This window comes from Kribbella capetownensis (assembly GCF_004331485.1).
Taxonomy (GTDB): domain Bacteria; phylum Actinomycetota; class Actinomycetes; order Propionibacteriales; family Kribbellaceae; genus Kribbella; species Kribbella capetownensis.
This window is the reverse complement of sequence record NZ_SJKD01000006.1, coordinates 578,135-601,620: the sequence shown is the minus strand read 5'-3', so window position 1 is coordinate 601,620 and position 23,486 is coordinate 578,135. Positions and strand designations below refer to the sequence as shown.

The 23,486-nt window shown below is 68.5% G+C and carries 26 protein-coding genes; 19 read left to right on the top strand and 7 right to left on the bottom strand.

Annotation, left to right across the window (positions count from 1 at the left end; all coding sequences use genetic code 11):
* Positions 1–48: 48 nt before the first annotated feature.
* A complete protein-coding gene (locus tag E0H75_RS43235) occupies positions 49–216 on the bottom strand; it encodes a hypothetical protein (RefSeq protein WP_165554063.1) in 168 nt (55 codons plus the stop codon).
* Positions 217–248: 32 nt separating this feature from the next.
* On the opposite strand from E0H75_RS43235, the gene E0H75_RS27910 reads away from it, so the two are divergent.
* The 9 genes from E0H75_RS27910 (at position 249) to E0H75_RS43230 (ending at position 9,638) form a co-directional block, all read left to right on the top strand.
* Positions 249–728: a LuxR C-terminal-related transcriptional regulator gene (locus tag E0H75_RS27910; protein WP_131516595.1), complete on the top strand. Its 480-nt coding sequence runs from the start codon at positions 249–251 to the stop codon at positions 726–728.
* Between the two features lie 23 nt (positions 729–751).
* A complete protein-coding gene (locus tag E0H75_RS27905; protein WP_131516594.1) occupies positions 752–1,513 on the top strand; it encodes a DUF1932 domain-containing protein in 762 nt (253 codons plus the stop codon).
* A gap of 268 nt (positions 1,514–1,781) precedes the next feature.
* Complete coding sequence (locus E0H75_RS27900) at positions 1,782–2,435, top strand: 50S ribosomal protein L25/general stress protein Ctc (protein WP_131516593.1); 654 nt, start codon at positions 1,782–1,784, stop codon at positions 2,433–2,435.
* Between the two features lie 43 nt (positions 2,436–2,478).
* Positions 2,479–3,054 (top strand): aminoacyl-tRNA hydrolase, encoded by a 576-nt coding sequence (gene pth / locus E0H75_RS27895; protein ID WP_131516592.1) that lies wholly within the window; start codon positions 2,479–2,481, stop codon positions 3,052–3,054.
* Positions 3,051–6,689, top strand: coding sequence for a transcription-repair coupling factor (gene mfd, locus E0H75_RS27890; RefSeq protein ID WP_131516591.1), 3,639 nt, complete (start codon positions 3,051–3,053; stop codon positions 6,687–6,689). Before pth ends, mfd begins: the two co-directional genes overlap by 4 nt.
* A 28-nt stretch (positions 6,690–6,717) precedes the next feature.
* Positions 6,718–7,353 (top strand): SurA N-terminal domain-containing protein, encoded by a 636-nt coding sequence (locus E0H75_RS27885; protein ID WP_238163316.1) that lies wholly within the window; start codon positions 6,718–6,720, stop codon positions 7,351–7,353.
* Between the two features lie 8 nt (positions 7,354–7,361).
* Positions 7,362–8,348 (top strand): MazG family protein, encoded by a 987-nt coding sequence (locus E0H75_RS27880; RefSeq protein ID WP_131516590.1) that lies wholly within the window; start codon positions 7,362–7,364, stop codon positions 8,346–8,348.
* A gap of 246 nt (positions 8,349–8,594) precedes the next feature.
* Positions 8,595–9,449, top strand: a complete 855-nt coding sequence (locus E0H75_RS27875) for a phosphotransferase enzyme family protein (protein ID WP_131516589.1) — start codon at positions 8,595–8,597, stop codon at positions 9,447–9,449.
* Positions 9,450–9,500: 51 nt separating this feature from the next.
* Positions 9,501–9,638 carry an NUDIX hydrolase gene (locus tag E0H75_RS43230; RefSeq protein ID WP_165554061.1) on the top strand — a complete coding sequence of 46 codons (138 nt, stop codon included), beginning with the start codon at positions 9,501–9,503 and terminating at the stop codon, positions 9,636–9,638.
* Here the strand turns inward: E0H75_RS43230 and E0H75_RS27870 are convergent.
* Positions 9,624–10,070: a hypothetical protein gene (locus E0H75_RS27870; RefSeq protein WP_131516588.1), complete on the bottom strand. Its 447-nt coding sequence runs from the start codon at positions 10,068–10,070 to the stop codon at positions 9,624–9,626. The two genes, E0H75_RS43230 and E0H75_RS27870, sit on opposite strands and share 15 nt — an antisense overlap.
* Positions 10,071–10,140: 70 nt before the next feature.
* Between E0H75_RS27870 and E0H75_RS27865 the strand changes: the two genes are divergently transcribed.
* The 6 genes from E0H75_RS27865 to E0H75_RS27840 all read left to right on the top strand — a co-directional run bounded on the left by E0H75_RS27865 (position 10,141) and on the right by E0H75_RS27840 (position 14,932).
* Positions 10,141–10,983, top strand: coding sequence for a LysR family transcriptional regulator (locus E0H75_RS27865; protein ID WP_202873195.1), 843 nt, complete (start codon positions 10,141–10,143; stop codon positions 10,981–10,983).
* On the top strand, positions 10,980–11,519 hold the full coding sequence (locus E0H75_RS27860; protein WP_131516586.1) for an RNA 2'-phosphotransferase: 540 nt from the start codon (positions 10,980–10,982) through the stop codon (positions 11,517–11,519). The genes E0H75_RS27865 and E0H75_RS27860 overlap by 4 nt, the downstream gene beginning before the upstream one ends.
* A gap of 80 nt (positions 11,520–11,599) precedes the next feature.
* Positions 11,600–12,880: a phosphopyruvate hydratase gene (gene eno / locus E0H75_RS27855; RefSeq protein WP_131516585.1), complete on the top strand. Its 1,281-nt coding sequence runs from the start codon at positions 11,600–11,602 to the stop codon at positions 12,878–12,880.
* Between the two features lie 21 nt (positions 12,881–12,901).
* Positions 12,902–13,501 carry an FtsB family cell division protein gene (locus tag E0H75_RS27850; protein ID WP_131516584.1) on the top strand — a complete coding sequence of 200 codons (600 nt, stop codon included), beginning with the start codon at positions 12,902–12,904 and terminating at the stop codon, positions 13,499–13,501.
* Positions 13,498–13,980, top strand: coding sequence for a DUF501 domain-containing protein (locus E0H75_RS27845; RefSeq protein ID WP_131516583.1), 483 nt, complete (start codon positions 13,498–13,500; stop codon positions 13,978–13,980). The genes E0H75_RS27850 and E0H75_RS27845 overlap by 4 nt, the downstream gene beginning before the upstream one ends.
* A gap of 97 nt (positions 13,981–14,077) precedes the next feature.
* Positions 14,078–14,932: a Ppx/GppA phosphatase family protein gene (locus E0H75_RS27840; protein WP_238163314.1), complete on the top strand. Its 855-nt coding sequence runs from the start codon at positions 14,078–14,080 to the stop codon at positions 14,930–14,932.
* Between the two features lie 14 nt (positions 14,933–14,946).
* Here E0H75_RS27840 and E0H75_RS27835 read toward each other — a convergent pair whose 3' ends face one another.
* Positions 14,947–15,528 carry a TetR/AcrR family transcriptional regulator gene (locus E0H75_RS27835; protein ID WP_131516582.1) on the bottom strand — a complete coding sequence of 194 codons (582 nt, stop codon included), beginning with the start codon at positions 15,526–15,528 and terminating at the stop codon, positions 14,947–14,949.
* A 169-nt stretch (positions 15,529–15,697) separates the two neighbouring features.
* Between E0H75_RS27835 and E0H75_RS27830 the strand changes: the two genes are divergently transcribed.
* From E0H75_RS27830 to E0H75_RS27820, 3 genes are all read left to right on the top strand, one after another.
* Positions 15,698–17,107 (top strand): MFS transporter, encoded by a 1,410-nt coding sequence (locus E0H75_RS27830; protein ID WP_202873194.1) that lies wholly within the window; start codon positions 15,698–15,700, stop codon positions 17,105–17,107.
* A gap of 75 nt (positions 17,108–17,182) precedes the next feature.
* Positions 17,183–18,013, top strand: coding sequence for a uracil-DNA glycosylase (locus E0H75_RS27825; RefSeq protein ID WP_131516580.1), 831 nt, complete (start codon positions 17,183–17,185; stop codon positions 18,011–18,013).
* A gap of 19 nt (positions 18,014–18,032) precedes the next feature.
* Positions 18,033–18,362, top strand: a complete 330-nt coding sequence (locus E0H75_RS27820; protein WP_131516579.1) for a nucleoside triphosphate pyrophosphohydrolase family protein — start codon at positions 18,033–18,035, stop codon at positions 18,360–18,362.
* 31 nt (positions 18,363–18,393) lie between these two features.
* Here the strand turns inward: E0H75_RS27820 and E0H75_RS27815 are convergent, their stop codons facing one another.
* The gene (locus E0H75_RS27815) at positions 18,394–19,512 is read right to left on the bottom strand and encodes a serine hydrolase domain-containing protein (RefSeq protein ID WP_131516578.1); all 1,119 of its coding nucleotides are present in this window, start codon (positions 19,510–19,512) and stop codon (positions 18,394–18,396) included.
* A 103-nt stretch (positions 19,513–19,615) separates the two neighbouring features.
* Positions 19,616–20,005 carry an ester cyclase gene (locus E0H75_RS27810; RefSeq protein ID WP_131516577.1) on the bottom strand — a complete coding sequence of 130 codons (390 nt, stop codon included), beginning with the start codon at positions 20,003–20,005 and terminating at the stop codon, positions 19,616–19,618.
* Between the two features lie 292 nt (positions 20,006–20,297).
* Between E0H75_RS27810 and E0H75_RS27805 the strand changes: the two genes are divergently transcribed.
* The gene (locus E0H75_RS27805) at positions 20,298–21,605 is read left to right on the top strand and encodes an NAD(P)/FAD-dependent oxidoreductase (protein WP_131516576.1); all 1,308 of its coding nucleotides are present in this window, start codon (positions 20,298–20,300) and stop codon (positions 21,603–21,605) included.
* Here the strand turns inward: E0H75_RS27805 and E0H75_RS27800 are convergent, their stop codons facing one another.
* Both E0H75_RS27800 and E0H75_RS27795 read right to left on the bottom strand, forming a co-directional pair.
* Positions 21,606–22,265, bottom strand: a complete 660-nt coding sequence (locus E0H75_RS27800) for a response regulator (protein ID WP_131516575.1) — start codon at positions 22,263–22,265, stop codon at positions 21,606–21,608.
* Positions 22,262–23,383, bottom strand: a complete 1,122-nt coding sequence (locus E0H75_RS27795; RefSeq protein ID WP_131516574.1) for a sensor histidine kinase — start codon at positions 23,381–23,383, stop codon at positions 22,262–22,264. The genes E0H75_RS27800 and E0H75_RS27795 overlap by 4 nt, the downstream gene beginning before the upstream one ends.
* Between the last annotated feature and the right edge of the window lie 103 nt (positions 23,384–23,486).

Below are 23,486 nucleotides of genomic sequence, written 5' to 3'. Positions count from 1 at the left end.
CGGACGTCGTACCCAGTCGGACGATTGACGGTCAGGCCGCAGGCCCGGTCAGGCGCTGATCCGGCGACCGGTCATCCATCCGTTGCCCGGGACGACGAAGCTGATCACGACGAACAGCACCAGCACCGGGACCCAGCGAGGTACGGCGTGCGACCGCCACAGCCCGACGACCTGGACGACGGTGCCGAGGGCGGCCAGCAGCGCGCCGCCGAGCATCGACGCCGGACCTCGCGGTCATCGACATCCGGATGCCGCCGGACCACACCGACGACGGTGCACGCGCCGCACGCCGGCTCCGGATGCAGAACCCCGATCTGGGAATCGTGCTGTGGTCTCAGCACGTCGAGACCCGGCACTCGGTTGAACTGGTCGCGACCGGCCGTTTCGGCTACCTGCTGAAGGACCGTGTGCTCGCGGTGGATCAGTTCCTCGACGCGTTGGACCGGGTCGCCTCCGGCGGATCAGCACTCGACCCCGAGGTGGTCGCCCGGTTGATCGGGCGGCAGCGCGCCGACAACCGGCTCGCGCCGTTGACCCCGCGGGAGCGTGAGGCGCTCGCGTTGATGGCCGAGGTGTGCACCAACGTCGGCATCGGTCGCCGCCTGTTCCTGACCGAGCGGACCGTCGAGACGCACATCGGGAGCATCATGGCGAAGCTCGGGCTGATCACCATCGACGAACAGCACCGCCGGGTGCTCGCCGTACTGGCCTATCTTGGTGGGCACTGACCGCTCTCCCAGAGGACTGGCCCATGCGAATCGCTGTCTTCCATCCCGGTGCGATGGGCTCGAAACTCGCGGCCCAACTGGTCGCCGCCGGGCACGAGGTGCACTGGGTGCCGGAGGGACGGAGTGAGGCTTCCGCTGCCCGCGCCGCGGAAGCCGGCCTGATCGGTACGCCGTTCGCCGACTCGGTGGGCGAGGCCGAAGTGGTGCTGTGCTCAAGTGCTCCCCAAGGCGCCGTGGACATCGCCAAGCAGGTCGGCAGCGCGGGCTTCGCCGGCCTGTACATCGAGGCGAACCCGCTGTCCCCGACGTCGTTGCGCGAGGCGCAGTCCGCCGTACCGGAGGCGACGTTCGTGGACGCAGGTGTGGTCGGCCCGCCGCCGACCGGTGGATCGAGTCCGACGCATCTGATGCTGTCCGGTGCTGCAGCTGATCAGGCGGCTGCGCTCTGGGCCGGTACTGCGGTCACCGCGATGGTGGTCGGTGCGGAGCCGGGAGCGGCCAGCGCGGCCAAGTCGTCGTACGCCCTCTACAACAAAGGCAAGGCAGCGCTCGCCGTGCTGGCGTTCCAGTTGGCCGAGAAGCACGGTGTCACGGAGGCACTGATGGCACAGCAGGTCCGCGCGGACGCGGGCTCGCTCAAGGATCCCGGGCTGCCGGAGCAGTTGCGGAGCGTCGCCTGGCGCTGGGGACCGGAGTTCGACGAACTCGCTGCCACCCTGGACGCCGCCGGTCTCGAAGGCGACGCGGCCCGCGCCCTCCGCCAGGTGTGGACCAAGCTCACTTAGGCGTTCGGAAAAGGGTCACCGGGAGTGGTGGCGTACGTGGAGCAAAGTGCCTAGGGGAACGGATTTCCCGTCTGGGCGCAGTGGTGGGTAGACTGTTTTGGTTGCCTCGGCGAGGGACGCCCCCCGAGAACTGTTGGGCGCGGCTCCGTGATCGACGCGGTGGTTCGTTGCCTGACGCCTTCTCCGGGGTCACAAAGCGCCCGCTGAGGCCGCAGCCGAGTTCCACCTAGTCAACTGATCACCGCAACGCATTTGAGGAGTTCATCTCGTGGCCGAGGTCAAGATCCAAGCCGAAGCGCGCACGGAGTTCGGCAAGGGTGCTGCCCGCCGAATCCGCCGGGACAACAAGGTTCCCGCCGTCCTGTACGGCCACGGCAGTGACCCGGTGCACATCACGCTGCCCGGTCACGACACCATGCTGGCCCTGAAGACCGCCAACGCCCTGCTGCTGATCGAGGTCGCCGGTGGCGAGAGCCACCTGGCGCTGCCGAAGCAGGTTCAGCGCGACCCGATCAAGGGCTTCATCGAGCACGTCGACCTGGTCATGGTCCGGCGCGGTGAGAAGGTCCAGGTCGACATCGCCGTTCACCTCGAGGGCGAGGCCGTCAGCGACACGCTGGTCGTGCTGGAGCAGCCGAGCGTGCTGGTCGAGGCCGAGGCGACCCACATCCCCGACGGCGTCACCGTCTCCATCGAGGGTCTCGACGTCGGCGCCCAGATCCACGCCTCCGACCTGCCGCTGCCGGCCGGTACGACGCTGGCGATCGAGCCCGACACCCTGATCGTGAACATCACCCAGGCGCAGACCGCCGAGCAGCTCGACGCCGAGCTGGCCGACGCCGAGGCCGAGGCCGGTATCGACCGCGACGAGCCGGAGGCTCCGGCCGAGGCCGAGGAGCCCGTCTCCGCTGCCGCGGAGTAATCTCCGCACTGCACACAGCAAGACTTCTGGAGGGCCGGGATCCGTGGCGGACGACGTGTGGTTGGTCGTCGGACTGGGGAATCCCGGCCCTTCCTCTGCGCGCACCCGGCACAACATCGGTCATCTGGTGGCCGACGAGCTGGCCGCCCGGACCGGCGGCAAGTGGAAGCAGCACAAGCAGGTCAAGTCCGAGGTGATCGAGACCCGGATCAGCGGGATCCGGACCGTGTTGGCCCGGCCCCGGTCGTACATGAACGAGTCCGGTGGGCCGGTGTCCGGGCTGCTGAAGTTCTTCAAGGTCGAGCCCGCCAATCTGGTCGTGGTCCACGACGAGCTGGACATCGACTTCGGCGTACTGCGGTGCAAGTTCGGCGGCGGGGACAACGGGCACAACGGACTGCGGTCGATCCGGAAATCGCTTGGCACCGGTGAGTACTATCGAGTCCGGTTCGGTGTGGGTCGTCCGCCGGGCCGGCAGAACCCCGCCGACTTCGTCCTGAACGAGTTCTCCTCGACCGAACGCAAGGATCTCCCCTTCGCGGTCGACCGGACCGCGGACGCGGTCGAGTCGCTGCTCACCGACGGCCTCGATGCAACTCAAGGGAAGTACAACTCGTGAAGCTGAGCGGTCTGGTCGACACCCTGATCACCGATCCGGTGGTGGCCCAGGCCGTTCGTGATGCCCGGAGCTCCACCCAGCCCGACGGCGTCACGACACTTGACCTGAGCGCTCCGGGCCCGATCCGCCCGGTCCTGCTGGCTGCGATCGCGTCCGAGCAGCAGGGCGCCGACCGCCCAGTGCTCGCGGTCACCGCGACATTCCGCGAGGCCGAGGAGCTCACCGAGGCACTGCAGTGCCTCGTCGAGCCCGGCACGGTCGCGTACTACCCCGCCTGGGAGACCCTCCCGCATGAGCGGCTCTCACCCCGGTCGGACACGGTCGGCCGTCGGCTCGCCGTACTGCGTCGGTTGGCGCACCCGGATCCGTCGGACGAGACGACCGGGCCGATCAAGATCCTGGTCGCGCCGGTCCGCTCGGTGCTGCAGCCGCAGGTGGCCGGTCTGGCCGATCTGAAGCCGGTGCAGTTGCACGTCGGCGACTCGGTCGAGCTCGAGGATGTCGTCGAGCAGTTGGCCGGGGCGGCGTACCACCGGGTGGACCTGGTCGAGCGGCGTGGCGAGTTCGCGGTCCGCGGCGGCATCATCGACGTCTTCCCGCCGACCGAGGAGCACCCGTTGCGGGTCGACTTCTTCGGCGACGACATCGAGGAGATCCGGTACTTCGCGGTCGCCGACCAGCGGTCGCTGGAGATCGCCGAGCACGGCCTGTGGGCTCCTCCCTGCCGTGAGTTGCTGCTCACCGACGAGGTCCGCGCCCGGGCCGCCGTACTGGCGAAGGAACACCCGGAGCTGGCCGAGCTGTTCGAGAAGCTGGCCGAAGGGCATGCCGTCGAGGGCATGGAGTCGCTGGCTCCCGTGCTGGTCGACGAGATGGAGTTGCTGGTCGACCTGATGCCGGCCGGGACGCATGTCGTGGTCAGCGACCCGGAGCGGGTGCGGGCCCGGGCACACGACCTGGTCGCGACCAGCCAGGAGTTCCTGGAGGCGTCGTGGGCGGCCGCTGCCGGTGGTGGCGAGGCCCCGATCGACCTGGGTGCGGCGGCCTACATCGCGCTCGGGGACGTCCGGGAGCATGCGCTGGGCAAGGGTCTGGCCTGGTGGAGCCTGTCGCCGTTCGCGGCTGCCCCGACCGACGCGCCGGAGCTGCGCGACTCGATGGGCGAGCGGATCTCGTTCGACATCGACCCGGACGCCGGCGCGGTCCGGAGCCGGGTGATCGCGGCGCACGAGGTCGACCCGTACCGCGGTGAGACAGCGGCCGCGGTCGAGGACGTCCGCGCCTGGCTGCGCGACGGCTGGCGGGTCGTCTGCGTCACCGAGGGCCACGGCCCCGCGCAGCGCCTGGCCGAGGTGTTCTCCGAGGCCGAGCTGCCGGCCCGCGCGGTCGACGGCATCGACTCGGTGCCCGAGCCGGGCGTCGTACTGATCTCGCAGGGGCAGCTGGAGCACGGGTTCATTGCCGACGGCATCAAGTTCGCCGTCCTCACGGAGAACGACCTGGCCGGTCAGCGCTCGGCGGCCGAACGGCGTTCGCAGCAACGGATGCCTTCGCGCCGGAAGAAGACCATCGATCCGCTCGAGCTGCAGCCCGGCGACTACGTCGTGCACGAACAGCACGGCGTCGGCCGGTACGTCGAGATGATGCAGCGGACCGTCGGCACCGGCGCGCAGCGCGCCACCCGCGAGTACGTCGTGATCGAGTTCGCGCCGAGCAAGCGCGGCCAACCCGGCGACCGGCTGTACGTGCCGACCGACCAGCTCGACCAGGTCACCCGGTACGTCGGTGGCGAGCAGCCGTCCCTGGACAAGATGGGCGGCGGCGACTGGGCCAGGCGCAAGGGCCGTGCACGCAAGGCGGTCCGGCAGATCGCCGGCGAGCTGATCAAGCTGTACGCCGCCCGCCAGGCGACCAAGGGCCACGCGTTCGCCAAGGACACACCGTGGCAGCGTGAGCTCGAGGACGCGTTCCCGTTCGTGGAGACGCCGGACCAGCTGGCCACCATCGACGACGTGAAGCACGACATGGAACGCGTCATGCCGATGGACCGGATCGTGTGTGGTGACGTCGGCTACGGCAAGACCGAGATCGCCGTACGTGCTGCCTTCAAGGCGGTGCAGGACGGCAAGCAGGTCGCCGTACTGGTGCCGACGACGCTGCTCGTGCAGCAGCACTACGCGACCTTCGCCGAGCGGTACGCAGCCTTCCCGGTCAACGTGGCGCCGCTGTCGCGGTTCCAGACCGACAAGGAGGCCAAGGCCACCATCGACGGACTGGCCGACGGGTCGGTCGACGTGGTGATCGGTACGCACCGGCTCTTCAGCGGCGAGGTCGCGTTCAAGGATCTCGGCCTGGTGGTCGTCGACGAGGAGCAGCGGTTCGGCGTCGAGCACAAGGAGCAGCTGAAGCGGCTGCGGACCGCGGTCGACGTACTGACGATGTCCGCGACACCGATCCCGCGGACGCTGGAGATGTCGATCACCGGTATCCGCGAGATGTCGACGATCGCGACCCCGCCGGAGGAGCGGCACCCGGTGCTGACCTTCGTCGGCCCCTACGAGGAAGGCCAGATCACCGCGGCGATCCGGCGCGAGCTGCTCCGCGAGGGCCAGGTCTTCGTCGTCCACAACCGGGTCAACACGATCGAGAAGGCGGCCGCCCGGATCCGCCAGCTGGTCCCGGAGGCCCGCGTTGCGGTGGCCCACGGCCAGATGAACGAGCACACGCTCGAGAACGTGATCCAGGGCTTCTGGGAGAAGCAGTCCGACGTCATCGTCTGTACGACGATCGTCGAGTCCGGCATCGACATCTCGAACGCCAACACGATGATCGTGGAACGGTCCGACCTGCTCGGCCTGTCCCAGCTGCACCAGCTCCGTGGCCGGGTCGGTCGTGGCCGCGAACGCGCGTACGCATACTTCTTCTTCCCGCCGGAGAAGCCGCTGACCGAGACCGCGCACGACCGGCTGGCGACGATCGCCCAGCACGCCGATCTGGGCGGTGGCATGGCGGTCGCGATGAAGGACCTGGAGATCCGTGGCGCCGGCAACCTGCTCGGCGGCGAACAGTCCGGGCACATCGCCGACGTCGGCTTCGACCTGTACGTCCGGCTGGTCGGCGAAGCGGTCGCGGAGTACCGCGGCGACACCCAGGTCGAGGAGCCCGAGGTCAAGATCGAGCTGCCGATCGACGCGCACCTGCCGCACGACTACATCCCGTCGCAGCGGCTGCGGCTGGAGATGTACCAGCGGCTGGCCGCGGTCCGCGACGACGAGGGCATCGCCGAGCTGGTCGAGGAACTGCACGACCGGTACGGCGACATCCCGCAGCCGGTGCTGAACCTGGTCGAGGTGGCGAAGTTCCGCAACCACGCCCGCCGGGCGGGGCTGCATGACGTCACCCTGCAAGGGAATCTGATCCGGTTCGGACCGGTCGAGCTGCCCGATTCGAAGGTGCTGCGGCTGAACAGGCTGTACCCGAAGAGTCTGGTGAAGCCGCAACTGCGTACGATCCTGGTGCCGAGACCTGCCACCCGGCCGGTCGCCGGTCAGCCGCTCCGTGACCAGGAGTTGCTGCAGTGGTGCACCCGGTTGATCGATGACGTGATCGCCGAACCGATCGGGGTGCCGGCGTGAACCTGGACGGAAGACACGAGGAGATTCGGTGAGTACATCTCGACGGCTTGGGGCGATCGGTGTGGCAGCGGCCCTGGTGCTGCTGGCCGGCGGCTGCGCGGCGGGAACGCACCCGGGTGCGGCGGCCGTGGTCGGCGGGACCGAGATCAGCGTCGGCGACGTCGACGAGACCTCGCGCGCGGTCACCAACGCTCTCGGCCAGGACTTCACCGCCGGCGTCACGCTGAGCGAGATGGTCAACTCGGTGCTGGTGTCCAAGGTCAGCGAAGAGAAGTCGATCTCGGTCAGCGACGCGGAGACCGCCCAGGCCGCGAAGCTCGTGGTCGGCGACGAGGCGGCGTTCCAGAAGTTCCAGGCGAATCCGGTGTCGCGCGACTTCCTGAACGATGTCGCCTCGGCCGCGGTCGCCACCATCAAGCTCGGCGGCGGCTCCGGCGTGAACGACCCGCAGGCGCAGCAGAAGCAGCAGGACGGCATCGCGGTCGTCAAGGACGCGTCGAAGAACATCGACGTCAGCATCGCGCCGCGGTTCGGCCAGTGGACCGACGGCGCCATCGACGGCAAGGTCTCCGGCTCGCTGTCGCAGGAGTCCGACCAGGCCAAGGCGAAGCGCCAGGCCCAGGAACAGCAGCAGCAACAGCAACAGGGCCAGGGCCAGGGCTGAGGCCCCGCATGACCACTGGTGGGATCAAGGTGGTCCTCACCAGCCCTCGGGTGGCGCCGGGCCTGCTGACTCGCGCCGCCTGGCAGGTGCTGGGCGACGCCGACGAGATCGGCGCCTCGGGTGGTCCGGCACGCCCTGATGTCCAGGCCGTGGTCGGCTCCGGGCTGGTCGTCAGCCAGATCGAGGGCGGCTTCGCCGAGGCCTGGACCTGGCTGTCAGCCGCGGCCGCCTCGGGCCGTCAGGTCGTCTGGCTCGTCGGCGAGGACGGCGAACCCGGTCTCCTGCGAGTCGTCGCCGACCAGCTCAGTCGCGAGCCCCGGCCGTCGTACGACGTGGAGATCCTGCACGGCTCGTACGACGTACCCGGCGCGCGACTCATCGACCTCGTCCGCGTCATGGACCGCCTCCGCCGCAACTGCCCCTGGGACCAGGAACAGACCCACGAGTCCCTCGCGAAGTACCTCCTCGAGGAAACCTACGAAACCCTCGAAGCCATCGACACCGGCAACCGCCCCCACCTCCGCGAAGAACTAGGCGACCTGTTGTTACAGGTAGCCTTCCACTCCCGGATCGCCGAGGAGTCCGTGGACGACGGGGACGGCTTCTCCATCGACGACGTCTCCGCCGACATCGTCGAAAAGCTCATCCGCCGCCACCCCCACGTCTTCGGCACGGTGGATGCGGCCGACGCCGCCGCTGTCGAAGCCAACTGGGAAACCATCAAGGCCGCCGAGAAGCAGCGCTCCTCAGTCCTGGAAGGAATCCCGCTCGCGCTCCCCGCGCTGGCACTGGCCGACAAGGTCCTCGGCCGCGCAGCCAAGGCTCTGCCCGCCGAGCTGACACCGGCGGCGCCCGGCACCGAGGCTGAGCGCATAGGGATGGAGTTGCTGGCTTTGGTTCGCGAGGCGCGCACTCTCGATGTCGACGCCGAACAGGCGCTCCGCACCGCGATCCTGCAGTTGACCGCGCAGATCCGCGCCGCCGAGACGTCCTGAACTACGGCGGTCGTCGAGCAGGACCCGAAGCGCGTCCCGGACCTCGGGCGCGGCCCAGCCACCGGGACAGCGCGACGACGAGGACCTGTGCCACTCACCAACTGCTGATCGCCTGGCCTGATCACGCTCAGCGGGCTGCTGCCGCCGGTGGTTCGCGGGGGGTTGGTGAGTGCGGGAGGTCCGCCTTCGTGGCGGTCGGGGCAAAATCTGGTGCAGGTGTGGTGTGCCGGCTGACAGGGTGGGCCGGTGGATGTCGCTGGGGTGCTGCTGGAGTGTTGGGATCTGAAGCCGACGCAGGTGGAGGGGCTGACCGGTGGGATGAATTCTGCTGTGTGGGTTGCCGCTGCGGATGGTTGGCGGGTGGTGGTGAAGGCTGTGGATGCGGGGGATGGGGCGTTCGCGCCGGGGCTGGAGCTGGCGGCGCGGCTTGGGGACGCGGGGGTGGTGACTGGGCGGCCGGTGGTGAGTCAGGCCGGGCGGATGGTTGAGCGGGTGGGGGATCGGCTGGTTGGGGTGCTGGAGTTTGTTGACGGGGAGCCGCTGGCGGGGAGTGTTGAGGATCAGCGTGCGGTCGGAGAGTTGCTGGGGCGGGTGCATGGGGTGTCGGCCACGCCGCCGGGCGAGTTGGGGGACTGGCTTCGGCTGCTGACGCAGTTTGATGAGTACTTCGATCTGGAGGAGTGGATCCGGCCGGCGGTTGAGGGCGCCGTGAAGGGTGTGCAGGCGCTCGGCGGGTTGTCGTGGGCGTGGCTGCATGGGGATCCGGCGGCTGAGGCGTTCCTGCGGCAGGCGGATGGCGAGGTCGCGCTGATCGACTGGGGTGGGGCGATGCGCGGCCCGGTTCTGTACGACGTGGCGTCTGCAGTCATGTACGCCGGTACGCCGGAGCACGTCGTACCGGCGTATCTCGAGCAGCGGCCCGAGTCTGCCGGCGAGGTCGAGACAGGCCTCACAGCCTTCCTCCGGCTCAGGTGGGCTGTTCAGGCTGGGTACTTCGCCTGGCGCTGTTCGACCGACGTCCGTACCGGCATCGCCGACCCGGCCGAGAACCGCAAGGGTCTCGCCGACGCCCGCCGCGCGTTCGCCTCCGAGAAGCACTGACCGTGGACCAATACGACATTGGCTGGGCCGGACAGGCGGACGACATCGCCTGTGTGGGGGCCGGACGGCAACTTCAAACTGCGGGCCGGGGCGATCGTTCGCGACCGCGACTGGATCATGCTGTGCGCCGTCGAGGACCTGGACGGCTGGTTCGTCCCCGGTGGGAAGGGGAGCTCAGACGCCGGCTAGATCCCGCCGGATTGCGGTCTCGGTCGCGACCCAGTTCTTGAACAGGTAGCGGTGTGCCACCACGGGCTTGATGGCTGCGATCACGTCTGGTTTGTCGTCGACGAAGTGGGTGATGGCGAGGTCGGCGCAGTGGATCGCCTTCTGCGGGCGCCGTAGGCAGAAGCGAACGTTGCTGTCGGCAATCCCCGTCCGCTCGAAGAAGCGGTGATGACGCAACCATTCCAGTGACCGCTGCTGCACCCTCGGCCCACACTTCGAGACCAGCCACGCCTCGTCGAACAACGGCACCAGCCGTGCGATCGCCTCGAACGCACCCGGTACGGCGGGTGTCCGCAGCATCGCCGCGGTGTCGCCAGAGAAGAACGACGTGTCCCCGGCCCCAGACGATCCATCGATGATCACTCGTCCGACATCAATCCCCAATCTCTTCATACTTCAAGGCTCGCGCCACACAGCACTTCAACAGAACTAGTAATCACCTCAAGGGCTATAGTTTCTGTCAATGGCACTGGTCGCTGAGGATCTCGAAGCGTTCGCGCTGTTCGCCCGGCACCGCAACTTCACTCGCGCCGCGGAGGAGCTGCACGTCAGCCAGCCGGCCCTCCACACCCGCATCCGCAAACTCGAGCAGCGCCTGGGCAGATCCCTGTACGTCAAGCAAGGACGGCAGCTGCACCTGACGGACACCGGAGAGCGCCTGGCCGCGTTCGCGAACGACACGAACGACCGGGCCGCCGACTTTCTGCGTACGCTCGACGCGCTACCGCCACGCCCACTCGTGCTGATGGCTGGCTCCGGCGCGTATCTCTACCTGCTCGGCGATCCGATCCGGCGGATCCTTGCCAAAGGCCACGAGCTGCAACTGCGCACCGGTGACGCGGCCGCCACCTTGGCCGCGGTCCGGGACGGGTCGGCCGACGTCGGAGTCACCGCGCTCACCGTCCCGCCCGACGACCTCGACTCCGACCTGCTCCAGCAGTTCCCGCAGACCCTGATCACTCGATCCGATCACCGCCTGGCCGGCCGGCGGAGCGTCCGGCTGAAGGACCTGCAGGACGAGGCGCTCGTCGTACCGCCGAAGGATCGGCCGCATCGGCAGCAGTTGGAGCGGAGCATGCTCGACCAGGGTCTGCGATGGTCCGTCGCGGTCGAGGCGGAAGGCTGGGAACTGCTGGTCCACTTCGTGCGTCTCGGGATAGGACCGGCTGTCGTCAACGGTTCGGTCCGTACGACGGGTGCCGTCCGGAAGATCCCGGTCAAGGATCTGCCGCCGGTCCGGTACTACGTCGTCACGCGAACCGACCGGAGCGAAGGGGTGCACGAGCTGAAGCGGATGTTGTCGTGAGCAGGGACAGCCGGAGGATCTCCAGGCTGCTCAGGCACACAGCAGGTGAGCGTGGTCTCACGATGAGTGCGGACGGGTGGTCGGCGATCGCCGACGTACTGACCTTACTCGAACTTACTCGCAGTAAGTTGGATGCCGCGGTGCGGGACAACAACAAGCAGCGGTTGCAGGTCGACGGCGAGCGGATCCGGGCCTGTCAGGGGCACTCGCGCGCGGGGATGCCGGTGACACGTGAAGCCTTGGAGAACAGTTGGGAACGGGTGCACCCCGACCACCTGCTCTGGCACGGGACCAATCGGCAAGCACTGCCCGCGATCCAGCGCGAGGGCCTGAAGCCGGGACGGCGTACGCACGTCCATCTCGCGCCGTCCAAGGACAGTCAGGTCGGTCGGCGGACGAGCGTAGAAGTCTTGCTGGGCGTGGATCCCAGCAATCTGGCCGTCTATCGGGCCCCCAACGGAGTGTTACTGACGCGGGAGGTACCGCCGGATGCGATCGTTAGGGTCGACCCTGACCGGGGCGGTGGGGTGGGCTAAGTGACGGTCCAGGCCACCGGGCCCGGTGGTCTGACGGCTAGGCTCGGGACCGATTCGTCATCGAGAACTTGGGAGTCAATGTGGCCACCATCGAGGCCGTCGGCGCCCGCGAGATCCTCGACTCGCGCGGCAACCCCACTGTCGAGGTCGAGGTTCTTCTCGACGACGACACCGTCGCCCGGGCGGCCGTCCCGTCGGGCGCGTCCACCGGCCAGTTCGAGGCCGTCGAACTGCGTGACGGCGACAAGGCCCGGTACGGCGGCAAGGGCGTCCTGAAGGCCGTCACGGCCATTCTGGAGGACATCGACAAGGAGATCGTCGGGTACGACGTCCACGAGCAGCGGCTGATCGACCACGCGCTGCTGGACCTCGACGGCACCCCGAACAAGGCCAAGCTGGGCGCGAACGCCATCCTCGGCGTCAGCCTCGCGGTGGCGAAGGCGGCCGCGGACAGCGCCGGCCTGCCGCTGTTCCGCTACGTCGGCGGCCCGAACGCGCACGTCCTGCCGGTGCCGATGATGAACATCCTGAACGGCGGCGCGCACGCGGACAGCAACGTCGACGTGCAGGAGTTCATGATCGCCCCGATCGGCGCGGCCACCTACGGCGAGGCGCTGATGCAGGGCGCGACCGTCTACCACGCGCTGAAGGCGGTGCTGAAGGAGCGCGGCCTGTCCACCGGCCTCGGCGACGAGGGCGGCTTCGCGCCGAACCTGGCCAGCAACCGGGAGGCGCTCGACCTGATCGCGGTCGCGGTCGAGAAGACCGGTCTGCAGCTCGGCAAGGACATCGCGCTGGCGATGGACGTGGCCGCGAGCGAGTTCCACACCGACGGCGTGTACGCGTTCGAGGGTGGCAAGAAGTCGGCCGACGAGATGATCGCGTACTACGCCGACCTGGTCGCGTCGTACCCGATCGTGTCGATCGAGGACCCGCTGAACGAGGAGGACTGGGACGGCTGGAAGGCCATCACCACTGAGCTAGGCACCAAGACCCAGCTGGTCGGCGACGACCTGTTCGTCACCAACGTCGAGCGGCTGCAGCGCGGCATCACCGAGAAGTCGGCGAACAGCCTGCTGGTCAAGGTGAACCAGATCGGTTCGCTGACCGAGACCCTGGACGCGGTCGACCTGGCCCACCGCAACGGCTTCACCTGCATGATGAGCCACCGCTCCGGCGAGACCGAGGACACCACGATCGCCGACCTCGCGGTCGCGACGAACTGCGGCCAGATCAAGTCCGGCGCCCCGGCCCGGTCCGACCGCACCGCGAAGTACAACCAGCTGCTGCGGATCGAGGAGGAGCTGGACGACGCCGCGGCGTACGCCGGTCGCTCCGCCTTCCCGCGGTACCAGGGCTGACCCCGGAGGAATCGAGACAGCATGCCGTCCCGTCGGGAATCCGGTGCACGACCCGGCTCGCGTCCGTCGAGCCGTACTCAGTCGCGTCCACCGGCCCGGCGGGGCGACCAGCCCAAACGCCGTACGACGGGAACTGCCGCGGGACCGGCCCGGACCCGGGGCTCCCGGAACCTGACCGGCCGGGCGGCCGTCGTACTGCTGGTGCTGGGTGCGCTGATCGTGTCGTACGCGCAGAGCCTGCGGGTGTGGTTCGACCAGCACCAGCAGATCACCGCGCTGCAGCAGGAGATCCGGGACCGGGAGAAGCGGGTCGGCGAGTTGAACGACGAGATCGCCCGCTGGAACGACGACGCCTATGTGAAGGCGCAGGCGCGGCAGCGGCTCGGTTGGGTGATGCCGGGCGAGGTCGGCTACCGGGTGATCGGCGCGGACGGGAAGCCGGTCGGTGCGCCGCCTGAGCCGAATACGCCGACGGACGGTGCGGCGGACGCGCAGAAGCCGACCTGGTACACGAAGCTCTGGGGGAGTGTCGAGGGCGCCGGCCAACCGCCCGCGCCGCCGGCCGCCACCACGGCCAAACCCACGCCGAAGCCGATCATCACACCCAAGGCGAACCGGTGAGCGTCAGCCCCGAAGACACCGAAGCGGTCAGCAAGCAGTTGGGCCGGACCGCCCGCGGCATCCGCTCGATCGCGCACCGCTGCAGCTGCGGCCTGCCCGACGTCGTCGAGACCGAGCCGCGGCTGCCGGACGGTACGCCGTTCCCGACCACGTACTACGTCACCTGCCCACGACTGGCGTCCGCGATCGGGACGCTCGAGGCCGAGGGCATGATGAAGGAAATGACCGACCGGCTCGGGACCGACGCGGACCTGGCGGCGAAGTATCAGGCGGCGCACGAGTCCTACCTGGCTCATCGCGAGTCCATCGAGCACGTCGAGGAGATCGCCGGTATCACGGCGGGCGGCATGCCCACGCGGGTCAAATGCCTCCACGTCCTCGTCGGCCACTCCCTGGCCGCCGGCCCCGGCGTGAACCCCCTCGGCGACGTGGCCCTAGCCGCCCTGGACGACTGGGGCCGCCGAGGCCCCTGTGTTTGAGCGACCGCCTCTGTCCACCGCCCCCGCAGAGGGCGGGGACCTGAGGGTCGCAGTTGTCGACTGCGGGACCAATTCTCTCCGTCTGCTGATTGCGGACGTGGTGGATGGTGAGCTGAAGCAGATCGATCGGCGGATGACGATCGTCCGGCTCGGCCAAGGTGTGGATGCGACCGGTGCGTTCGCGCCCGAGGCACTGGAGCGCGTGTTCAAGGCATCCGACGAGTACGCCGCCGTCATCCGAGCCGCCGGAGCCACGCGGACGCGGTTCGTGGCGACCTCGGCCGCGCGAGATGTGAGCAACCGCGACAAGTTCTTCGCCGGCATCTCGGAACGCTTCGGTGTCGAGCCCGAGATCATCTCAGGTGCCGAGGAGGCCGAGCTCAGCTTCCGCGGGGCAACCGGAGGCCTGACTGCTCTCGCCGTACCAGGGCCGTACCTCGTCGCGGACATCGGCGGCGGATCCACCGAACTCGTCCTGGGCGACGCGAACGGCGTGATCGCGGCCGAATCGCTCGACATGGGCTCGGTCCGGATGACCGAGCGGCACCTCACCTCCGACCCCGCGACCGCAGCCGAACTGGCAGCCGCCACCAAGGACGTCGACGCCCTCCTGGCCTCCACGATCGTCCCGATTACGGAGGCACGGGCCCTGATCGGGACCGCCGGCACGGTCACCACCGTCGCCGCGGTCGCATCCAAGCTGACCGAGTACGACGCCGAGCGGATCCATCACTCCCGGATCTCGGGCTCACTGCTGCGCGAGACGACGTACTGGCTGATGCGGTCGACGCGCGCCGAGCGGAGCAGCGTCCCGGTGATCCACCCGGGTCGGGTGGACGTGATCGGCGCCGGCGTGCTCATCCTGCAGCGCCTGTACGACCGGATGGCCGTCGGCGAGGTGATCGTCTCCGAGCACGACATCCTCGACGGCGTGGCCCTCTCGATCGGCTAGCGGACCTCCAGCGACTACTCGGCTGCGCGGGCGCGTACGCCGTCCAGCGCGATCCGGAGTACTCGCTCGCGCTGCTCGTCGTCGACGAACCCGGCGGCGGTCAGGCCGCTGATCATCCGGAGCAGGTCGTCGAAGGACACGTCCTTGCGCGCCTCGCCGGCCTCTTGGGCCCGCTCGAACAGCGGCGTCCCCGCGGCGTACATCGCATCCCGCGCCTCGCTGAACTCGGCCGCCTCCCGGTTCAGCGACTCGTGGATCGCGCGCTTGGTCGCGGCGTACTCGACGAAGCGACGGACCCAGGTGGCCAGCGCGTCCCACGGCGGGAGGTCGGCGGCATCCTCGGCGGCGAGGCACAATTCCTCGATCTCGCCCAGGTACACAGCCCGCAGCAGATCCTGACGAGTCGGGAAGTTGCGGTACAGCGTGCCGATCCCGACCCCGGCCTGCCGCGCGATGTCCTCGAGCGACGCCTCGGTGCCCTTGGTCGAGAACGCGTCCCGGGCAGCGGCGAGCAGCGCGTCGAAGTTCCGTCGCGCGTCGGCTCGCTGCGGCCGTCGTACGTCGACCCGCAGGGCCGGCCTGGCCTCACTCACCATCCGATCACCCTATCCATCGTGCGGCATACCTGTTGCCATATCTGTTGCAAGCGGAGGCGACCCTCCGCTATAGTGGAGGCATACCTCGACTTTACCAGGCCGGGGAATTCCCGCGCCGCGGGTGCGGCGCGCTCACACCCTTTCGAAGGACTTCTGCATGCCTGGAAATATGTCCTCACCACGAGTGACGCTGGCTGTGCTGGCGTCGGTCGTGGCCGCTTTCTCGATGCTGCAGTCGCTGGTGAGCCCGGCGCTGCCCGTCATCCAGCACGACCTGCACACCACCCCGAGCACGGTCACCTGGGTCTTCACGGCGCTCCTGCTGTCCGTCTCCGTCGCGACGCCGCTGCTCGGCCGGATCGGCGACATGACCGGCAAGGAGCGCACACTGTTCGGCGCGCTGATCGCTCTGGCGGTCGGCTGTCTGATCGCCGCGCTCGCCCCGAACATCGGCGTACTGATCGCGGCCCGGGTCGTCCAGGGCGTCGGCGGCGCGGTGTTCCCGCTGTCGTTCGGCATCATCCGCGACGAGTTCCCCAGCGAGCGCGTGCCATCGATGGTCGGCGTGGTCTCCGCGATCATCGCGGCCGGCGGCGGGCTCGGGATCGTGCTGGCCGGCCCGATCGTGGAGGCGCTCGGCTGGCGCTGGCTGTTCTGGATCCCACTGATCGTGATCGCGGTCGCGTCGGCGCTGGTACGTCGCTATGTCCCCGAGTCACCCGTTCGCGTGCCCGGTCGGATTGATTGGCTGGCCGCCGCGTTTCTGTCTGGCTGGTTGATCGCTCTGCTGCTGCCGTTGAGTGCTGGGCGGCAGTGGGGTTGGGGTTCGCCGCGGACCATCGTGCTGTTCGCGGCGGCCGCCGTACTGCTGGTCGGCTGGATCACCGTTGAACTGCGGTCGCGGAACCCGCTGATCGACATGCGGATGATGCGGCTGCCTGCGGTTTGGACGACGAACCTGGTGGCGCTGCTGTTCGGTGCGGCGATGTTCGCGGTGTACGCGTTCGTCCCGCAGTTCATGCAGATCCCGAAGGCTGCGGGCTTCGGGTTCGGTTCTACCGTGACGCAAGCGGGCCTGTTGATGCTGCCGATGCTGGTCACGATGGCCGTCACCGGGTCGCTCAGTGGTCCGATCACGCCGTACTTCGGTGTGAAGTCCCAGGTGGTCTGGGGATCGGCGTTGATCCTCGTTGCCTCGATCGCCTTCGCGGAGTTGCACGACGAGCCCTGGCAGGTCGCGCTCTGGACCGCGGTGTTCGGGATCGGCCTCGGGATGGCCTACGCGTCGATGACGAGCCTGATCGTGCAGAACGTTCCCCGCGAGCAGACAGGTGCCGCGACCGGCATGAACGCCAACATCCGCACCATCGGCGGCTCGATCGGCACGGCCCTGGCCAGCTCCATCATCACCGGCCACACCCAACCCTCCGGTCTCCCGACCGAAGCAGGCTTCACCGACACCTTCCTCCTCCTAGCCACCTTCGCCGCAGCCGCCGTCGTCCTGGCCCTAGCCATCCCCACCCACCACCGAACCCCTCGCCCCACCCCCACCCCCGTCCTCGAAGAGGTCGCCGGCTGACCAACCGACCGGCCCACGCGAGATGCCTCTCGCGTGGGCCGATCGCCGGATTCGGACGAGGGCTAGCCTGTGCGGATGAAGCTTCCGCACCCGTTGACGGGGGAGTTGTTCGAGAGCCCGGTTCCGCCAGGGACCGGGTGGCCGGAGGATCCCGCCGTACGTCGTACTCCGGTTGCGCGGGATGCGGATGAGGTGGTCGCGTTGACCGAGACGCAGGACCTGCGGGAGTTGGAGGCGCGGGTCTCGGTGTGCCGGGCTTGTCCGCGACTTGTGGAGTGGCGCGAGGAGGTTGCTGTCGGCAAGCGAAAGTCCTTCGCCGATCAGCCGTACTGGGGCCGGCCGATCCCCGGCTGGGGTGTCGCCGCGCCGCGGATCGTGATCGTGGGCCTCGCGCCTGCGGCGAATGGTGGCAACCGCACCGGTCGCGTCTTCACCGGCGACCGCTCGGGCGACTGGTTGTTCGCCGCGCTCCACCGCGTCGGCCTCGCCAACCAGGCGACCAGCGAACACGCGGGCGACGGCCTCCAACTGATCGGCACGCGCATGATCGCCGCCGTCCGCTGCGCTCCGCCCGCCAACAAGCCAACGCCGGAGGAACGCGACATCTGCGCGCCTTGGTACCGCCGGGAACTCGAGCTGGTCCTCCCGAGCACCCAGGCCATCGTCTGCCTCGGCAAGTTCGGGTACGACGCCCTCCTGAACGGCCTGGCCGCCCTCGGCACCACCATCCCCAAGCCCCGCCCCAAGTTCGGCCACGCCGTGGAACACCGACTCGAAACCTCCCACGGCCAGGTCACCGTCCTGGGCAGCTTCCACCCCAGCCAGCAGAACACCTTCACCGGCCGCCTGACCGAAGCCATGCTCGACGCCGTACTCGCCCGCGCCCGCACCATCGCCGGCATCTGACCGGTTCTACACTGGCGCCGTGGATTTGGACGATTACCAGAAGGCCGCGCTCCGGACGGCTGCTCCCCGTGACAAGAAGAACGAGTTCCTGCATCTCGTGCTCGGTCTGGTCGGGGAATCTGGTGAAATCGCCGAGAAGGTCAAGAAGATCATCCGTGACCACGACAGCGACCTGTCGGCGGTGGACGTCGAGGATCTGACCAAGGAACTCGGCGATGTCATGTGGTACGTCGCTGTGCTCGCCGACTACTTCGACATTCCGCTGAGTGAAGTCGGCGCGAAGAACATCGAGAAACTCGCCAGCCGGCAGAAACGCTCTGTGCTGGGCGGCAGCGGCGACAACCGCTGAACTCACCTGGCGGCATCGCCTAGCGATCGCGTCAGCCGCAGACCGCTTTGTTCAGGAAGTTGTCCACCGCGGCGTCGGGGTCTGTTTTGAAGGTCGGGGTCACGGCGATGGTGACCTGGTGCCGGCCGTCGCGGCTGGAGAAGGACCAGGACTGGTAGGACAGGGCGTCGCCATCGTTGCCGTAGAGGCGGATGCCGCACGTCGTGTCTCGCCAGGACAAGCCAAGTCCGTAGTTCCTGGTATCGGTGCCTGCGGTCTTCATCTCGTCGAAGAGGTGGCGTGGCAGCAGGTGACCGTCGAGAAGCGCGGTGAAGAAGCGGTTGAGGTCGGCTGTCGACGAGATCAGTTCGCCGCCGGCGCCGAACAGCGACGGGTTCATCTCGGTGAAGTCGACGAGTTCCGGTTCGTTCTCGCTCCGCTGCACCGGCAGATAGCCATGAGGGTGCGGCCCGCCGATCCGGGTCGACGTACCCGGCAGCTCGGTGTCCTTCAACCGCAGCGGCTTGATGATCCGTCGGTCGATCTCGTCGGCGTACGAGTGGCCCGTCGCCTTGCGGACGATCTCGCCGAGCAGCGTGTAGTTGGTGTTCGAGTAGTAGAAGGCGGAGCCCGGTGGGTCGACCTGCGACGGCTGCGCGACGGCGCGTTCGATCAGCTCGTTCGCACTCCAGGTGCGCCACCGATAGTTCAGGAACTCCGGACTGGGTGGCAGCGTCAAGGTCAGCCGGTAGTCGAACACCCCGCTGGTGTGGTTGAGCAGTTGCCGGAGGGTGATCCCGTCACCATCCGGAACGACGCCAGGCAGCCATGACTCCACCGAGTCATCCAGCCGCAGTGACCCCTCATCAACCAGTTGCAGTACGACGGTCGCCAGGAACGTCTTTGTGATACTCCCAGCCCGGAACCGGCTGTTGACCGGAACCTCCCGCGTCGTACCCAGCTCGGCCACCCCACTACTCCCACGCCATACGTGATCCCCGTCGCGCACCTCCGCAACCGCCCCCACCGCGACAGCATCCGCGACGTCATCCAGCTGCTTCTGCAGCCCAGCCCGATCTCGTTCCGCCGGTGCGGCAAGAGCAGCGGCAGGCACCGCAACCACCGCCGACACAGTCGCAACCGCCACCAACGCCCGAAGTGCGCGTCTCATCCCCAGCCTCCCAGCTCAGCAATCCGTGCCCGCCACCCTTCCGGACCGGCACAGGCCGAAGCACCCGGGAACGCCCCCGAATCCCTGCGGGTCGGCCCTGGATCTAGGCGGGCTCGTCGTCCGGGAAGCCACCTAGTTGCTTGAGGACTTCCAGCCAGTCCATCACCACGTCGGCTTCAACCATCACGCCGTTCGCGAACCGATTCATGCTGGTCCCGACGAACCGCACCCGCCGACCGGTCGGGGGTACGCCGAGCCACTCGCCTTGATGCGTGCCGTGGTAGACGAACTGGCTCGCCATCCGGTCACCCTCGACCACCCGGCTGACCACGATGCCCGCGTAGTCGGGGAAGGCGCTGCGGATCCGGCCGATGCCCTCGCGGAAGTCCGCCGCCAGCGCCGGCCCCATCAGCGCGTCGAAGGCGCCGGGATCACCTGCCCCGATCGCATCGGTGATCGCGTCGTCGATCCGCACCATCTCTTCGCGATCCATGCCTGCTCCCACCCCTGCCGCGATTCGTCTGCTGCGAAGCTAGGACGCATCCCCCACCCCGGCAAGGCCGAACGCCGTCTCGGCACCACGGACCTCTTGCGGTTCTGTGACGGGTGGCGTCAGGCCTCGGCGTACGGCGTGGACTGGGTCACCATGAGGGGGTGAGAGGTCGCTCGGACGGGGGACGTTCCGGTGCGTGAGATCACTCTCGAGAGGGTTTGTGAAAGTTTTCACGAGCAGCTAACCTGAAGTAGACATTAAGTCGGACGACCACTCAGGGAAAGTGAGCCGCATGACAGCCCAGGTGCCGCACATCCTCGTCGTCGGAGGCGGTTACGTCGGGATGTACACCGCGTACGGCCTGCGCCGCGCGGCCAGGAAGGGCCGGATCCGGGTCACCGTGGTGGACCCGCGGTCGGTGATGACGTACCAGCCGTTCCTGCCCGAGGCGGCAGCCGGCTCGGTGGAACCGCGGCACGTGGTGGTGCCGCTGCGCAAGACCCTCAAGGGCTGCCGGGTGGTGACCGGCCGGGTCACCGGGATCGACCACGCGAACAGGGTCGCCAAGGTGATGCCCGAGGAGGGCCCGGAGTACGAGCTGGCCTACGACCAGGTCGTGGTCGCGCTCGGCTCGATCGCCCGGACGCTGCCGATCCCCGGATTGGCCGAGGAGGCGACCGGGTTCAAGAACGTCGAGGAAGCGATCGCGCTGCGCAACAAGGTGCTGGACCGGCTGGACGTCGCGTCGTCCCAGCCCGACCCGGCGCTGCGCAAGTCCGCCCTGACCTTCGTCTTCGTCGGCGGTGGGTACGCCGGTGTCGAGGCGTTCGCGGAGCTGGAGGACATGGCCCGCTACGCCACCCGGTACTACGACAACATCAAGCCCGAGGACATGCGCTGGGTGCTGGTCGAGGCGACCGGCCGGATCCTGCCCGAGGTGGGCACGGACCTGGGCAAGTACACGGTCGACCAGCTGCGCAAGCGCAAGATGGACATCAAGCTGGAGACCCGGCTGGAGTCCTGCGAGAAGGGTCACGTGATCCTCAGTGACGGCGACGAGTTCGACGCTGACACGATCGTCTGGACCGCCGGCGTGAAGGCGAACCCGGCGCTGGCCGGCACCGACTTCCCGCTGGACGAGAAGGGCCGGGTCAAGTGCCTCCCGAACCTGCGGATCGAGGGCCTGGAGGACGCCTGGTCGGCCGGCGACAACGCCGCCGTACCTGACCTGACCTCGGAGACCGGGGCGTACTGCGCACCGAACGCCCAGCACGCGGTCCGCCAGGCGAACCGGCTCGCCGCGAACATCCTCCGGGTGGTCGACGGTCAGCCGCCGCAGGACTACAAGCACAAGTACGTCGGTTCGGTCGCGAGCCTCGGCCTGCACAAGGGCGTCGCGCAGCTGTACGGCGTGAAGGTCAAGGGCTGGCCGGCCTGGTTCCTGCACCGGACCTACCACGTGTCGCGCGTCCCCACCTTCAACCGGAAGGCCCGCGTCATCCTCGACTGGACGCTGGCGCTGTTCTTCCGCCGCGAGGTGATCTCGCTCGGCAGCCTGCAGATGCCCAACGAGGAGTTCCGCCGCGCGACCCGGTCCTGATCACTCGTGCAGTAGGCCGGCGTCGTGGACCAGGAGGGCGATCTGGACGCGGTTGTTCAGGTCGAGCTTGGTCAGGATCCGCGAGACGTGGGTCTTCACGGTCGGCACGCTCAGATAGAGCGTCGCGCTGATCTCGGCGTTGGACTTGCCCTCGCCGACCGCAACGGCGATCTCGCGTTCGCGGTCGTTCAGGTCGGCGAGGCGGTCCAGCGCCTTGGCCTTGCGCTGATCCTGGCCGGACGCCGCCACCCGGGTGATCAGTCGCTTCGTTACGGCCGGTGACAGCACCGGTTGCCCACCGGCCACTCGGCGTACCGACTCGACGATTTCGGCCGGCGGGGTGTCCTTGAGTACGAACCCGGCCGCCCCGGCGCGGAGCGCACGCAGTACGTGCTCGTCGGCGTCGAACGTGGTCAGGATGACGATCTCGGGCGCACCCGGCCGGCGCCGTACCGCTTCCGTCGCGGTCAGGCCGTCGGTGCCGGGCATCCGGATGTCCATCAGTACGACGTCCGGAGCCAGTCGATCGATAAGGCCCTGTACGCCGCTGCCGTCGCTGGCTTCGCCGACCACGCGGATGTCGGGAGCGCCGCCGAGCATCAGCTTCAGGCCCGCACGCAGTAGCGGATCGTCGTCGACAATGAGGACGCGGATCGTCATGTCGGCCACGGTAACCAGGCGAAGAGGCGGAACTCGCCGTCGGGGGTGCGGCCGTGCTCGATCCGTCCCTCGACCAGGGCCGCGCGTTCGGTCAGTCCGATCAAACCCTGCCCATCTCCTCGTCTCCGCTGCGGCGCAGGGTTGCGTACTTCGACCGAGAGACCGTTGCCGGGGGCACCGATCACGGTGATGGTCAGCTTCTCACCCGGCGCGTGCTTCATCGCGTTGGTGAGGCCTTCCTGGACGATCCGGTACGCCGTACGTCCGACGTGGTCAGGCAACGCGCCGGGAGCGTCGAGCGTGAGGTCGATGGGGACGCCCGCCGTACGGGACGCCTCGACCAGTTGGGGGAGGTCGGCGAACGTCGGCTGCGGGAGCTCACCGACGGGCGCCCGCAGTACGCCGATCACCTCGCGGAGGTCCTGCAACGCCTGGTGGGCGCTGGCCCGGATGATCTCGGCGGCCCCGGCGACCTCTTCGGTGGACGCGTCGGGCCGATAGGCGAGAGCTCCGGCGTGCACGCTCAGGAGCGAGAGACGGTGGCCCAGTACGTCGTGCATCTCGCGGGCGATCTCTTCCCGGGCACGCATCTGGCCCTGCTCGGCCTGCAGTGTGGCGACGGTCTCGGCGCGATCGGCCCGATCGCGGAGCGTCTGGAGGAGCTGGCGGCGGGACCGGATGTAGAGACCCCAGCCGGCGACGGCGACATAGATCGACGTCGCGGCGATGACGATCGCGGCGTCGTCGTTCTGGTTCTTGACCTGGATGTAGGCGAACAGCGAGATCGAGTTCACCGCGAACACCAGCAGCGTGGCTCGCCACGGCTTGTACACGGCGACCGAGAGGATCAGGATCAGCGTCGCCGCGCTGGCCGTGTCGGAGAAGATCGAGACAACGGCCGCGATCAGGGCGAGCTGGACCGGCCAGCGCCGGCGGAACCACAGGGTCAGGCACAGCGCCATGCCCGCGCAGAGGTCCACCGCCAGCAGGGTGGAGCTGAGCCCTTCCTTCTGACTCTGGTCGTACAGGACCAGGCCGAGCAGGACCGCGACGACGAAGACGATGCTGTCCACGATCCAGTCGCGCCTACTGCGGCGATGGTTCGCGGACTCGGTCATGACACGAATGTAGCGGTGCGTAAGCGTTCTCCGTGGCGATGACGGTTGTCCGGATACCGAAGTCGGTGTGATCGCCTACTTAGGTCGACGGTAGGTTGCCGGG